The 13,837-nt window shown below is 38.0% G+C and carries 13 protein-coding genes; 10 read left to right on the top strand and 3 right to left on the bottom strand.

Features of this window, described 5'->3' with window-relative positions:
* Nucleotides 1–45: 45 nt before the first annotated feature.
* From nadC to priA, 4 genes are read left to right on the top strand one after another with little or no spacing between them, the layout of a single operon-like run.
* Nucleotides 46–903: a carboxylating nicotinate-nucleotide diphosphorylase gene (nadC, locus tag JM81_RS03470; RefSeq protein ID WP_144800697.1), complete on the top strand. Its 858-nt coding sequence runs from the start codon at nt 46–48 to the stop codon at nt 901–903.
* Nucleotides 904–1,872, top strand: a complete 969-nt coding sequence (locus JM81_RS03465; RefSeq protein ID WP_089260157.1) for a YihY/virulence factor BrkB family protein — start codon at nt 904–906, stop codon at nt 1,870–1,872. It begins immediately after the preceding gene.
* On the top strand, nt 1,869–2,309 hold the full coding sequence (locus tag JM81_RS03460; RefSeq protein ID WP_144800696.1) for a DUF2147 domain-containing protein: 441 nt from the start codon (nt 1,869–1,871) through the stop codon (nt 2,307–2,309). Before JM81_RS03465 ends, JM81_RS03460 begins: the two co-directional genes overlap by 4 nt.
* Nucleotides 2,310–2,314: 5 nt before the next feature.
* Nucleotides 2,315–4,771, top strand: a complete 2,457-nt coding sequence (gene priA / locus JM81_RS03455) for a primosomal protein N' (protein WP_144800695.1) — start codon at nt 2,315–2,317, stop codon at nt 4,769–4,771.
* Nucleotides 4,772–4,824: 53 nt separating this feature from the next.
* Here the strand turns inward: priA and JM81_RS03450 are convergent, their stop codons facing one another.
* Nucleotides 4,825–5,517, bottom strand: coding sequence for a LytR/AlgR family response regulator transcription factor (locus JM81_RS03450; protein ID WP_058103007.1), 693 nt, complete (start codon nt 5,515–5,517; stop codon nt 4,825–4,827).
* A gap of 230 nt (nt 5,518–5,747) precedes the next feature.
* Here JM81_RS03450 and rpsF point away from each other — a divergent pair, with 230 nt between their 5' ends.
* The 6 genes from rpsF to hisS all read left to right on the top strand — a co-directional run bounded on the left by rpsF (nt 5,748) and on the right by hisS (nt 12,066).
* Nucleotides 5,748–6,092, top strand: a complete 345-nt coding sequence (gene rpsF, locus JM81_RS03445; RefSeq protein ID WP_089260160.1) for a 30S ribosomal protein S6 — start codon at nt 5,748–5,750, stop codon at nt 6,090–6,092.
* A 5-nt stretch (nt 6,093–6,097) separates the two neighbouring features.
* Nucleotides 6,098–6,394: a 30S ribosomal protein S18 gene (gene rpsR, locus JM81_RS03440; protein WP_027067300.1), complete on the top strand. Its 297-nt coding sequence runs from the start codon at nt 6,098–6,100 to the stop codon at nt 6,392–6,394.
* Nucleotides 6,395–6,407: 13 nt separating this feature from the next.
* The gene (gene rplI / locus JM81_RS03435; protein ID WP_089260161.1) at nt 6,408–6,860 is read left to right on the top strand and encodes a 50S ribosomal protein L9; all 453 of its coding nucleotides are present in this window, start codon (nt 6,408–6,410) and stop codon (nt 6,858–6,860) included.
* A 102-nt stretch (nt 6,861–6,962) separates the two neighbouring features.
* On the top strand, nt 6,963–10,070 hold the full coding sequence (locus tag JM81_RS03430; RefSeq protein WP_144800694.1) for a carboxypeptidase regulatory-like domain-containing protein: 3,108 nt from the start codon (nt 6,963–6,965) through the stop codon (nt 10,068–10,070).
* A 60-nt stretch (nt 10,071–10,130) separates the two neighbouring features.
* Entirely contained in the window at nt 10,131–10,607 is a 477-nt protein-coding gene (locus JM81_RS03425; RefSeq protein ID WP_144800693.1) for a DUF6495 family protein, read from the top strand.
* A gap of 82 nt (nt 10,608–10,689) precedes the next feature.
* Nucleotides 10,690–12,066 carry a histidine--tRNA ligase gene (gene hisS / locus JM81_RS03420; RefSeq protein ID WP_144800692.1) on the top strand — a complete coding sequence of 459 codons (1,377 nt, stop codon included), beginning with the start codon at nt 10,690–10,692 and terminating at the stop codon, nt 12,064–12,066.
* On the opposite strand, the gene JM81_RS03415 is transcribed toward hisS, so the two are convergent.
* Nucleotides 12,055–12,630 (bottom strand): NUDIX hydrolase, encoded by a 576-nt coding sequence (locus JM81_RS03415; RefSeq protein ID WP_261374948.1) that lies wholly within the window; start codon nt 12,628–12,630, stop codon nt 12,055–12,057. The genes hisS and JM81_RS03415 overlap by 12 nt on opposite strands.
* A gap of 23 nt (nt 12,631–12,653) precedes the next feature.
* Nucleotides 12,654–13,745, bottom strand: a complete 1,092-nt coding sequence (locus JM81_RS03410) for a M42 family metallopeptidase (RefSeq protein WP_144800691.1) — start codon at nt 13,743–13,745, stop codon at nt 12,654–12,656.
* Nucleotides 13,746–13,837: the final 92 nt, after the last annotated feature.

Here is a 13,837-nt window from a genome sequence, read left to right as displayed (position 1 = left end):
TTCACAAATGGATTTGTAAATTAGCATAGTAATACATTCTAATATATGATTTCAGAAGCACAATTTAAGGAGGAGATAAAGTTAATAATAGCCAATGCCATTCGTGAGGATGTAGGTGATGGAGATCATAGTTCATTGGCCTGTATACCCAATACCGCTACCGGAAAGGCAAAATTACTCGTAAAGGACAAAGGTGTAATAGCTGGTGTAGATTTTGCAAAACTGGTCTTTTATTATGTCGACCCAGATTTAACAATTGATGTAAAGATTAAGGATGGGTCATCTGTTAAATATGGTGATATTGTATTCTATGTTGAAGGAAGTTCGCAAAGTATTTTAAAGGCGGAGCGTTTAGTACTTAATGCCATGCAACGAATGAGTGCTATTGCAACAAAGACCAATATGTTCGTCAATTTATTAAATGGCACGGGAACAAAAATTTTGGATACCAGAAAAACTACACCGGGAATACGTGCATTGGAAAAATGGGCGGTAAAAATAGGAGGAGGGGAAAATCATAGATTCGCATTGTATGATATGATTATGTTAAAGGATAACCATATAGATTTTGCAGGAGGTATTACCAAAGCTATCGAAAAGACAAAAAAATATTTAGAAGTTACCGGCAAAGATTTAAAGATTATCGTGGAAGCAAGAAATTTGGAGGAAATAAAGGAAATATTACAGTCCAGTGGTGTGTATAGGATTTTAATAGATAACTTTAATTATGAAGATACCCGTAAAGCAGTAGAATTAATTGGAGATACATGCCTTACAGAATCTTCTGGGGGTATTAATGAAAAAACCATTAGGGAATATGCTGAATGTGGGGTAGATTATATTTCCTCTGGGGCTTTGACCCATTCTGTATATAATATGGACTTAAGCTTAAAAGCGGTGTAAATGTCATTGGAGGTCGAAGAGAAACTAGATAAAATCCCTATTATTAACTGGCTCGTAAAGTTATTGAAAGAGATTAGGTTGCCAGGCTTTGAGGGGCTATCTGTATATGACCTTTTGGAAATGTATGTTTTGGGCATATTAAAAGGAACTTTGTCCACACGCGCAAGTGCAATTGCATTTAGCCTGTTTATGGCACTTTTCCCTTTATTGATTTTTATGGTGACTTTGGTCCCTTTTTTATTACCCTATATTAATATTGAACATGGAGATTTTGAGGTACAGTTTAGATTGTTCTTGGAATCATTTTTGCCCACGGCCACAGGAGAATATTTTGGAGAGGTGTTTCAACAGATCAAGGATCAAAAGAGAGGTGGGCTTCTTTCTTCATCTTTTGTATTGTCCATTTTTCTAATTGCCAATGGTGTCAACTCCATTTTTGGGGGTTTTGAGACATCGTACCATATAGAGCTTACACGTCATTTTTTCAGGCAGTATCTTTATGCGTTAATGGTAGGTCTTATTTTGGCCATTTTAATAATTCTTGGTTTTGTGGCCTTTGTATATTTTGAATTTTACGTACTGGGCTATTTATCGGAATTTGCAGCAAGGCAAGGAGGATACATTCTTGGTGAAGAGGAAGTAGTAGGTGTCCAAATTGCAAAAGTGTTATTTTTTATTGTTCTATCGTACTTTACTACGGCAATCTTATATTATTTTGGAACCAGGGAAGGAAAGCAAGCTAGGTTTTTTTCCTTTGGAGCATTAATGACAACCATTCTTTTTTTAATCACTTCATATTTGTTCGGTATTTATGTAGAGAAATTTGCACGGTATAATGAATTATATGGGGCGTTGGGAGGTTTATTGATATTAATGGTATACATCTGGTTAAATTCCAATATATTGCTGTTGGGGTTTGAGCTTAATGCCTCCCTGAATACACTTAGAAAAATCACAAGAAAAGAATGAGAGACCTAATTATAAAGTTTAGTTACCTATGTATGATAATGTGTACGGTAAGTGCATACGGTCAATCCGTATTTGGTAAATGGAAAACCATAGATGATCGTACCGGATTACCAAAAGGGGTCATAGAAATATATGAAAAGGACGGTTTAATGTATGGTAAGGTCATTAAAATATTGGAAGAAGGTAAAGAGGGGGTAACCTGTGTTAAATGCGATGGGAAGTTAAAGGATAAACCGGTAGAGGGCATGGAAATTATTACGGCAGGAGAACGAAATGATGATGGGGAGTGGAAAGGTAAAAGGCTTTTTGACCCAGAACAGGCCATGACATTCAGGTTTAAGATTTGGTTGAATCCTGATAATTCAGATGAATTGAAGGTAAGGGGTTATTTGGCCTTTATCTATAGGACGCAAACTTGGGTCCGCGTAGAGGGGTAATTGGTATGGCAAACTTTATCAATGTCATATTGCCCATTCCGTTAGAGCGTCTATTTACATATAGTATTACAAGTGAAGAAGCTGGTTTGTTAAAGCCTGGTATGCGTGTTGCGGTACCTTTTGGCAAATCAAAAATTTATACAGGTTTGGTATATAGTATACACCAAGACCCACCACAAGCCTATGAAGCTAAGGAGATTCATCAACTTTTGGATGATTATCCTATTGTACATGATACACAGTTAAAACATTGGGAATGGATAGCTTCATATTACATGTGCACATTGGGGGAAGTGGTGCGCAGTGCACTGCCAAGTGCATTTTTGTTGGAAAGTGAAACCTTGGTACTCCGTAATACGGCTTATGAGATTGATGAAAATGATTTGCTGGACGATGAATTTTTAGTGTTCGAGGCATTGCAGCATCAATCTGTCCTTAAGGTTCAAGAAGTTTCTGCCATTGTGGAACGGAAAAACATTTTGCCCGTCCTAGAACGGTTATTGGCCAAAAAAGTCATTGTACTTAAAGAAGAGGTATATGAACAATATAAACCTAAGTTGGTCCGCTATGTTCGTTTAGGTGCCCAGTATACAACGGATGAGAAATTAGAGGCCCTATTACATACCTTAACTAGGGCACCTAAACAAAGCCAAGTTGTACTCACTTTATTTCAATTACAGGGAAGTACCGGAAAACCAATAAAGGTTTCCGAGCTGGAAAAATCGAGCAACACTTCAAAAGCTATTATTAAATCTTTGGTGGACAAGGCTATTCTAGAGGAATATTATATAAAAACCGATAGGGTTAACTATGATGGTGGTACGGAGCATGTTGATAGTAAAGCGCTGAACGAGTATCAGGAACAAGCCTTGCTGGATATTAAAGCATCTTTTCAAGAAGATAAGGTTACGTTGCTGAAAGGAGTAACATCTTCCGGTAAAACCGAGGTATATGTAAAGCTCTTGGAGGAATGTCTGGAAAAAGGTCTTCAAGCATTGTATCTCTTACCGGAAATTGCCTTGACTACCCAGTTGATAAGCAGGCTACAGGAATATTTTGGTGATAAGATTGCAATATATCATTCTAAATATAATGTTCAGGAGCGGGTAGAGGTATGGCAGAATGTATTGCAGGGCAAGCCAAAGGCGCAATTGGTCATTGGGGCTAGATCGGCCATGTTTCTACCTTTTGGCAAATTAGGTTTGGTAGTTGTAGATGAAGAGCATGAGGGATCTTTTAAGCAATTTGATCCGGCTCCCAGATATCATGCGCGTGATGCCGCTATAGTGCTTGGCCTTATGCACAAGGCAAATGTACTTTTGGGTTCGGCAACCCCTAGTATAGAAAGTTATTTTAATGCACAGTCACATAAATATGGCTATGCGGAAATTACAAGAAGATATGGCAATGTGCTCATGCCGGATATGGAGCTTGTGGATATAAAGGAAGCAACCCGTAAAAAGCGGATGAAAGGACATTTTTCTGAACAACTGTTCGTGGGTATAGATGAAACCCTAAACGAAGGCGGTCAAATTATTTTGTTCCAGAACAGAAGGGGTTTTGCACCATTGTTGGAATGTTTAACATGTGGCCATACGCCTCAATGTCCCAATTGTGATGTAAGCTTGACCTATCATCAATACAGAAACCAGTTGCGCTGCCATTATTGTGGACATCATACCGCTTTACCAGAAAGTTGTTTTGCATGCGGTAGTCCAGAATTGGATACCAAAGGTTTTGGTACGGAACAGATAGAAAAAGAGGTTTCTGCATTATTTCCCAGCGCAAAGGTTGGCCGTATGGATCTGGATACTACCCGCGGAAAACACGGGTACGAAAAAATAATAACAGCTTTTGAACAACAGGAATTGGATATTTTGGTAGGTACGCAAATGTTGACCAAGGGTCTGGATTTTAGGAATGTGAGCTTGGTAGGTGTTATGAATGCGGATTCCTTATTGAATTTCCCGGATTATAGGGCCCACGAGCGTACATATCAATTATTGACCCAAGTTTCAGGAAGGGCTGGACGAACGAAAAAGCGGGGTAAGGTCCTTATACAGACCTATAATCCCTACCATCAAATTTTAAAGCAGGTTACCACGGGCGATTATGAAAATATGTATGCGGAACAGCTGTATGAAAGGGGGCAATTTAAGTATCCGCCAATATGTAGGATCATTAAGGTCACGTTTAAACATAAAAACTACAATGTAATCAATGAGGCTGCAGATTGGTTTGCTGGGGCGTTACGATCAAATTTTGGAGGAACGGTCTTGGGTCCGGAGTATCCGCCTGTTGCCAGGATAAGAAATCAATATTTAAAGCATATTATGGTAAAGGTGCATAGTGGGGAATCCTTGGCAAGGACTAAAGCCAATATTAGGCGCATAGAAACATCCTTTAAGGCGGTATCCATGTACCGTAGTGTACGGGTAATTTATAATGTAGACCATATATAATATAAAAAGACCGCTGTTAGGCGGTCTTTTAAAGTAGAATTATCTCATATTTCTTATACGTTACTTAGCGCTTCGGCCAATTCTGTTTTTTTGTTTCTGCTCAGTGGTATTGATCTACCGCTAACCTCAACATTTTTACTGTTGAATTTTTCAACCTTCTCTAGGTTAATGATATAAGACTTGTGTATTCTTAAAAACTTGTCTTCCGGCAATTGCTTTTCAAAAGATTTCATTGTTGATAAGATTACGATATTTGCCTCATCGGTTACTAGTTTTATATAGTCGCCAAGTGCTTCTATCCACTTAATATCATTTAATATAACCTTTCTTTTCTTAAGGTTGCTCTTTACGAAAATGTGTTCTTCATCTTCGTTCACGCGATGCATTTGTTCATAATTTGCAACCGCTCTTTTCACAGATGCATCAAAGCGTGCCATGGTAATGGGTTTATGTAAATAATCCGTTACATCATAGTCAAATGCTTTTAGTGCATAATCTGGTTTTCCGGTAATCAATATTACCTGAGGACTGTTTTCTAGGGACTCGAGTAGGTCGAATCCTGTGATAATTGGCATTTCAACATCAAGAAAAATAAGGTCGATCTCATGGTTCTTGATTCCATTTTTTGCTTCGATAGCATTGCTGTATTCTGCTACCATAGTTAAATTAGGATGATTGTTTACCAACTTTGCTACGGCCATCCTTTGCATGGACGAATCGTCAACGATGATACTTCTTAACTTCATAAGGGCTGATTTGTGGGGTTAAATCATCGACAAATAACCGAAAAAACCTGCTGAACTACAACAAAAGATGTGAACAATGCAGTGTTGATCGTGTACTTGGTAATGATCATATGTTTAAGATTTGGTTTATTTTTTTAATGTTGTTACCATTCAATAACGAAGAATATTCACATTTCTTATAATTATTTTAAAATAATATCTATTTTTGCACTCCTTAAAACAAATATAATATGAACCATTACGAAACTGTTTTCATTTTGAATCCCGTTCTATCTGATGTTCAGATAGAGGAAACAGTTAAGAAATTCGAGGATTTCTTAATTAAGAATGGCGCCAAAATGGTAGCCAAAGAGAACTGGGGGCTAAAGAAATTAGCTTACCCTATCCAAAACAAGAAGAGTGGATTTTATCACTTGTTCGAATTCACTAGCAACGGTGAGGTCGTTATGCCTTACGAGCAGGAATTTAGAAGAGATGAACGTGTTATGCGTTTCTTGACCGTTAAATTGGACAAGCACGCCATTGCATGGGCAGAAAAAAGAAGAACAAGAAACAAAAAAACCGCTAAAGCTTAAGTATTATGGCAACATTACAACAACAGGCAAAAGGAAAGAAAGATGGGGAGATCAGGTATTTAACTCCATTGAACATTGAGACCAACACAAAAAAGAAGTATTGTCGTTTTAAAAAATCCGGTATTAAATACGTGGATTATAAGGATGCGGATTTTTTATTGAAGTTGGTAAACGAGCAAGGTAAATTATTACCTAGAAGACTTACAGGAACTTCGTTGAAGTATCAAAGAAAAGTAGCCCAAGCGGTAAAAAGAGCTCGTCATTTGGCGTTAATGCCATATGTTGCTGATTTATTAAAATAATAAGAAAAGTATCATGGAGCTTATATTAAAAGAAGACGTACAGAATTTAGGTTTTAAAGACGATATAGTAAATGTTAAGAACGGATATGGAAGAAATTTCCTTATTCCTCAAGGCTTGGCCGCTATGGCTACTACATCGGCTAAGAAAGTTTTGGCCGAAAACCTAAAGCAAAGAGCACACAAAGAGAAAAAAGTAATTGATGCCGCCAAAAAGACAGAAGAGGCATTAAAGGCTTTGGAATTGAAGATAACTGCTAAAACAGGAGCTGCAGATAAATTGTTTGGTTCTGTAACTAATGGTGATTTGGCAGATGCACTTGGAAAAGAAGGGCATGAAATCGATAAAAAATTCATTAGCATCTTGGGTGGTGCGGTTAAAAGAACCGGACCATATAATGCACAGATCAGATTACACCGTGAGGTTATCGTTGATTTTGGATTTGAAGTTGTTGCCGAGAAAAAGTAATAACAAGATTTGTTAATAATTTAAAAAGAGCTATGCGTGCATAGCTCTTTTTTTTATGCTTATTTTTGGCCGATAACTCATAACCACCTCAAAACTAATTTTATGAAAAAACAAGTATTGTTTCAACTGTTATTTTTGATACTAACAGTAACAAGTTACGCTCAGGTTACGACCTCCAACATTAGGGGTTTGGTCGTAGATGATCAAAAGGAGCCTTTGTTTGGCGCCAATATTGTAGCGGTCCATACTCCAACGGGAACAAAGTATGGTTCCATTACAAATGAAGATGGTAGATTCAATTTATTAAACCTCCGTGTAGGCGGTCCCTATATATTGGAAATTACATATGTTGGTTTTAAGACCTATACCCTAAATGATGTCTATTTATCCTTGGGCCAAACATTTAATGTAGATACCCAGTTAACTAGCGAAAGTCAATCCTTGGACGAGGTGACCGTAGTATCTGATCGTTCAGGGACTTTTAATAGTGATAGGACAGGGGCAGAGACCAATGTGGGCAGAAGGGAGCTGACACGTTTGCCTACAATTACCAGATCAGCACAGGATTTTACAAGATTGGAACCAACGGCCAGCGGTAATTCTTTTGGGGGTAGAAACGATCAGTTCAATAATTTTTCGTTGGACGGTGCCATATTCAATAACCCATTTGGATTAGATGCGGCAACACCTGGCGGCCAGACAGATTCTCAACCTATATCCTTGGATGCCATAGACCAAATACAGGTTTCTACTGCACCTTATGACGTTACACAGTCAGGTTTCACCGGAGCATCCGTTAATGCGGTAACAAAAAGTGGATCTAATGAATTCCATGGTACTGCCTATGGTTTTTTTAGAAATGAGGATATGACCGGGGGCAAGGTAAAAGGAGAAGATGTTGTTAAACCAAAATTGGAACAAAATCAATATGGTGTAAGTATAGGTGGCCCTATTATAAAAAACAAACTATTCTTTTTTGCCAATTTTGAAAAAGATGATAGAACAGATTTAGGAACCAATGGTTGGGTGCCTAATACAGGTTCTGGTGCAATTAACGAATCTAGGGTGTTAGAGAGCGACTTGATTGCAGTGAGAGATCAATTATTGGCAGTTGGTTATGATCCCGGTGCATATGAAGGTTTTGTGCATAAGGCAGAGTCTACAAAGGGTTTGCTCAAATTAGACTGGAATATTGATGATAACAATAGATTGGCGGTCATTTATAATTTCTTGAACGCCAGTAAGGAAAAGCCGGCGCACCCTACTGCTATTCAGTTTAGAGGGCCAAGTGCCAATACGCTTCAATTCCAGAACTCCGGTTATGAGATCAACAATGAATTAAAATCGGTTCAAATTGAATTGAACAGTACCCTATCGGAAACTGCTACGAATAAATTACAGGTAGGGTATACCCATTTCAACGACTATAGAAATCCATTTTCCACTCCAGCGCCATCAATTAATATATCCAAGGATGGTTCTAATTACATTATTGCGGGTCATGAACCGTTTTCCGCAAATAACAGATTGGATCAAAAAGTATTTCAGGTAACGAACAATCTTAATTTCTATAAGGGCGATCATACCTATACTGTAGGTTTTTCGTTGGAAAAATTTATGTTCGACAATTCATTTAACCTTACTGCTTATGGTTTTGATTTGTTCGGTAGTGTGGATATAGCAGATTTCGATGCAACCACATATGACTTTGCAGGCCCGCTATCAACCTTTAACGCAAATAATAGTGTTCCGGATGGTGAAGGTTGGGCACTGGCAGAAACCAATGTGGGTCAATTGGCATTTTATGTACAAGACGAATGGAACTTGAGTGAAAAGTTCAAGTTGACCTACGGCGTAAGATTTGATAAGCCTTTGTTTTATGATTCTGCAGAAAAAGCACAAGATGTTATAGATAGGGCGTTTGTAATTGCAGATCAACCTTATCAAAACCCAAATACAGGAGAAACGGTATTTATTGATAATACCCAAATGCCAACCAATGATTGGCTGATTTCTCCAAGAGTAGGTTTCAATTATGATGTCTACGGAGATCGTTCATTGCAATTACGTGGTGGGTCAGGATTATTTACAGGACGTTTCCCATTTGTATGGTTAGGAAACCAAATAGCTGCCCCAGATGTATTTTTCCTTCAGGCTGTAGATCCGGAATATAAATTTCCACAAGTTTGGAGAACCAACATAGGTGCGGACAAACGTTTGGATAACGGTCTGGTACTTACTGCTGATGTCTCCTACACCAAAGATATTAATGGTCCACATGTCCAGAATTGGGCATTGACGTCCCCTTCCGGTAATTTATCCGGCGTGGATACAAGGGCAATTTATACAGATGCCGATTTATTGAATAGTTTTGGTTTAGGTGCAGGTCCGTATGTATTTACCAATTCCAACAAGGGTAGAATTTGGAACGCATCATTAAAAGCTGAGAAAACTTTTGATAACGGTCTGTATACTATGGTGGCTTATAGCTATTTGGACGCCAAGGATGTAAATTCTATTGAAGCGGAGATTACATCAGATGCCTTTGTAGGTAACCCAGTGGTCAACGACGCCAATGCAGATGTTCTGGCACCTTCAAAATATGGGGATAAGCATAGATTCATTGGTGTGGCCAGTAAAAATTGGACTTATGGCAATGATAAATGGGGGACAACCATTTCAACATTCTTTGAATATGCACAAGGAGGAAGATTCAACTACACATATGGAGGTGATATTAATGGTGACGGTTCCGGGATCAATGATTTGATTTACGTACCTACACCAGCAGAAATTGATCAAATGCAATTTTCAGCTGCTGGACAAGGAGCTGCATTCAATAATTATATTGAGCAGGACGATTATTTGAGCGGTAGAAGAGGACAGTATGCAGAACGCTATGGGGCATTGGCGCCATGGAGAGGTAGATGGGACCTTAAAATTCTTCAGGATTATAAGTTTAATGTATCTGCCACCAAAACAAATACTATACAATTCAGTATAGATGTCTTGAATATTGGAAATATGATCAGTTCTGAATGGGGCTTGGTGCAACAACCAAATAATATACAGCCGGTTGGTGTATCTGTAGATTCGGATACAAACGTACCTACCTATACATTTAATCCAGATTTAACGGAAACTTTTGGTTATGATGCAAGTCTATTGTCAAGATGGCAAGCCCAATTTGGTCTACGCTATATTTTTTAAAAAGTGAAATAAAGTTAAAAAAGCCCTGACAATTCTGTTGGGGCTTTTTATTTTTGCAATATGAAGTATACAAGACTTACAAAGGAACAATTGGAAGAATTGCACCAAGAATTCATTAAATTTTTGGCTACACAGTCCATTACGGGAGATGAGTGGGAGAAGATAAAAAAGGATAAGCCAAAAATTGCAGAAGAGGAAATAGATATTTTTAGTGATTTGGTATGGGAAGGAGTGTTGACCAAGGTAGGCTACTTGGAAAATATTTCTAAGGATCAAATGCATTTGTTTCATCTCACGGATAAAGAAATGAAATTAATTTCGGTCAAAGTAATGAACCCAGAAGTTGACCTCACCACAAAAGAAGGCTTTGGTTGGTTCAAGAAAAATTGGCAATCGGACTTTGTAGAATACCTTACGGCTTCCAAAGCCTATACCGATGATAAGAACGTAGATAAGTTTTTGTTGCTGCAACAAGGTGCGGTCATAACCAAAGGGGAGTTGTACCAATGGTTTGAGAATGTAATTGAACCATCATAAAACTACTTGCATTTATTTATTAGTTCTTCTTCATTGTAGTCTAGGTCAATGAAGGTTATATTTGTAAATCAATCAAACATTCATGGCACAAAAACCATCCATACCCAAGGGTACGCGAGATTTTTCTCCTTCAGAAATTGCAAAACGTAATTATATTTTCGATAGTATAAAGAAAAATTTTCAAACCTATGGTTTTCAACCTATAGAAACACCCTCTTTTGAAAATTCCGAGACCTTATTAGGTAAATATGGGGAAGAAGGAGACCGTTTAATTTTTAAGATATTAAACTCGGGCGATTTTATAAGCAAGGTAGACAATGTTACCTATAGCTCTAAAAACTCGGCAACTATAGCTCCTAGAATAACGGAAAAGGCATTACGGTATGATTTGACCGTTCCTTTTGCCCGCTACGTGGTTATGCACCAGAATGAATTGGATTTTCCTTTTAAACGCTATCAAATTCAACCGGTTTGGCGTGCAGATAGACCACAGAAAGGCCGTTTTAGAGAGTTTTTTCAATGCGATGCGGATGTGGTTGGTTCAGACTCATTGCTGCAGGAAGTGGAGCTCATACAGCTTTATGATGCGGTATTTGCAGATTTAAAGTTAGACGGCGTAACTATTAAAATGAACAATCGTAAAATTTTGGCCGGTATTGCGGAAGTAATCGGTGCCAAACATTTATTGATAGATTTTACGGTTGCTTTGGATAAGTTGGATAAAATTGGAGAAGAAGGTGTAAAGAAGGAAATGCTGTCAAAAGGTATTTCCAAGGAAGCTATTGATAAAGCGTCACCGTTGTTTGAACCACAGGGCAGTAATGTAAATCAATTAGAACGTTTGGAAACCTTACTTGAAAGTTCAGAGGAAGGTAAGAAAGGTTTGGAGGAGCTCCGGTATATCCTGGAAACCATTTCGTCCATTGGTCTGCAGACCGCAAAACTTACTATAGATGTAACTTTGGCCAGAGGACTAAATTATTACACTGGGGCTATTTTTGAAGTAGCAGCTCCAGAAGGTGTTAAAATGGGCTCTATTGGCGGTGGAGGAAGATATGATGATCTAACCGGTATTTTTGGATTGAAGGATGTGAGCGGAGTGGGAATTTCATTTGGATTGGATAGAATCTACTTGGTGTTAGAGGAACTAAACCTTTTTCCCAAGTCCGTAGATAGAACATTGGATGTGCTTTGTCTTAATTTTGGGGCAAAAGAGGCACTTGCCTCCTTAAAGTTGATAACCGTATTGCGCAAAAATGGTGTATTTGCAGATGTGTATCCGTCCAATGCCAAAATCCAGAAGCAATTTAAATATGCCAACAATAGAAAAGTACCGTATGTCATTCTTTTGGGCGCGGAAGAATTGAGTTCAAATACCTTTATAGTAAAACATATGGAAAGTGGTCAACAGACTACCTATTCATTTTCTGAATTGGATAAGTTTATTTCAACCCTCTAGCAGCTGATGTTGTATGGCTTTGATAATTGTGCTGTAATATTGCAGTGAATGGGGAACGTATTGCGTGGTATTTATGTTTTCCACTTCTGTTTGGAAAGTTTCCAAGGACAATAGCTTAAGTTCATCTACTTCACTTTGTTGTTTAATCAATGAGGTTACCGGTACGGATATTTCAGAAATATAGGTATGGTGAAATTCACAATCCAACAACGTATTGGAATGGTTTTGAACCGATTTGAAAATTCCGATTTTTATAAGTTGTTCTTTTTGGATATCCAGCCCTATTTCTTCCTTTACTTCCCTTATTGCAGTATAAAGTGCGGTTTCTCCGAACCCTATGTGGCCAGCAACGGAAACATCCCACAATCCCGGAAATGTATCTTTGGTTATAGACCGTTTCTGCAATAGAATTTGTCCCCTTTTTGTAAAGAACCAAATATGTACCGTTGCATGAAATAGCCCCTCTGCATGGGCAATAGACTTCATTTGAGATGTACCTGTAGCGGAACCATCCTCATTTAATATATCAATTAGTTCATCCATTTGAAAAAAAAATCCCTCCATATTAATGAGGAGGGATTATAAGTTTAATCGAAATAACTAAAGGTTTCCCCTTCCTTAATATTTAATAATGTTTCATAAATAAGTTGAATTACATTTTCAACATCCTCCCTATGAACCATTTCAACCGTTGTGTGCATATACCTTAAAGGTAAAGAGATCAATGCAGATGCAACGCCGCCATTGCTATAGGCAAAAGCATCGGTATCCGTACCTGTTGATCTGGATGCGGCCATTCGTTGAAAAGGTATTTTCTTTGCTTCTGCGGTCTCTATTATACGCTCACGCAGTTTATTCTGTACCGCAGGGGCATAGGAAATTACAGGTCCCAATCCTATTTCAGTATGACCTTGGGTTTTCTTTTCGATCATTGGTGTGGTGGTATCATGGCATACATCCGTGATAATGGCCACATTGGGTTTTATGGTCTGTGTAATCATTTCTGCCCCGCGAAGTCCAATTTCCTCTTGAACGGAATTGGTAATATAAAGACCAAAAGGTAGTTTAACTTTATTTTCATGAAGTAAACGGGCCACTTCTGCAATCATAAAACCACCGGCACGGTTATCTATTGCCCTACATACAAACTTATCACCGTTCAAAACATGAAATGTATCAGGATAGGTTATAACGCATCCTACATGTACGCCCATTTTCTCTACCTCGGCTTTATCCTTAGCGCCTATATCAATACAGATATTGTCCAATTTTGGAGCAAGTTCCTCTTTTTCGCCTTTGCGGGTGTGTATGGCAGGCCATCCAAAAACGCCCTTTACAATACCGTCTTTAGTATGGATATTTACCCATTTGGAAGTTGCTATTTGGTGATCGCTACCTCCATTTCTTATGACATAGATCAAACCATTGTCCGTAATATAGTTTACGTACCAAGATATTTCATCGGAATGACCTTCTATAACCACTTTGTATTTGGCATCTGGATTAATAACACCTACGGCTGTACCATAAGTATCGGTAATGAAGGTATCCACATAAGGTTTAAGATAGTTCATCCATAATTTTTGCCCCTCCCATTCATAACCGGTTGGTGCAGCATTATTTAAGTATTTTTCAAAAAAGTCCAAGGACTTATCCGTAATTATTTTTTTATTCGCCATCTACATAATTTTAAGATACAAACTTAACAATATTAGCGTTGTATTAATAATAACCTTTTGTATTAATCGTTAATTTTGGCAAGACTTTTGCT

The sequence above is a fragment of the Maribacter sp. MAR_2009_72 genome (assembly GCF_007827235.1).
In the GTDB taxonomy this organism is placed as follows: domain Bacteria; phylum Bacteroidota; class Bacteroidia; order Flavobacteriales; family Flavobacteriaceae; genus Maribacter; species Maribacter sedimenticola.
Note: the sequence above shows the minus strand (reverse complement) of the source record. Positions and strands in the feature narration are given on the sequence as shown.

Coding starts and splice junctions, on each gene's coding strand:
- nadC (WP_144800697.1), top strand. CDS start 46: ATGATTTCAGAAGCACAATTTAAGGAGGAGATAAAGTTAATAATAGCC.
- JM81_RS03465 (WP_089260157.1), top strand. CDS start 904: ATGTCATTGGAGGTCGAAGAGAAACTAGATAAAATCCCTATTATTAAC.
- JM81_RS03460 (WP_144800696.1), top strand. CDS start 1,869: ATGAGAGACCTAATTATAAAGTTTAGTTACCTATGTATGATAATGTGT.
- priA (WP_144800695.1), top strand. CDS start 2,315: ATGGCAAACTTTATCAATGTCATATTGCCCATTCCGTTAGAGCGTCTA.
- JM81_RS03450 (WP_058103007.1), bottom strand. CDS start 5,517: ATGAAGTTAAGAAGTATCATCGTTGACGATTCGTCCATGCAAAGGATG.
- rpsF (WP_089260160.1), top strand. CDS start 5,748: ATGAACCATTACGAAACTGTTTTCATTTTGAATCCCGTTCTATCTGAT.
- rpsR (WP_027067300.1), top strand. CDS start 6,098: ATGGCAACATTACAACAACAGGCAAAAGGAAAGAAAGATGGGGAGATC.
- rplI (WP_089260161.1), top strand. CDS start 6,408: ATGGAGCTTATATTAAAAGAAGACGTACAGAATTTAGGTTTTAAAGAC.
- JM81_RS03430 (WP_144800694.1), top strand. CDS start 6,963: ATGAAAAAACAAGTATTGTTTCAACTGTTATTTTTGATACTAACAGTA.
- JM81_RS03425 (WP_144800693.1), top strand. CDS start 10,131: ATGAAGTATACAAGACTTACAAAGGAACAATTGGAAGAATTGCACCAA.
- hisS (WP_144800692.1), top strand. CDS start 10,690: ATGGCACAAAAACCATCCATACCCAAGGGTACGCGAGATTTTTCTCCT.
- JM81_RS03415 (WP_261374948.1), bottom strand. CDS start 12,630: ATGGAGGGATTTTTTTTTCAAATGGATGAACTAATTGATATATTAAAT.
- JM81_RS03410 (WP_144800691.1), bottom strand. CDS start 13,745: ATGGCGAATAAAAAAATAATTACGGATAAGTCCTTGGACTTTTTTGAA.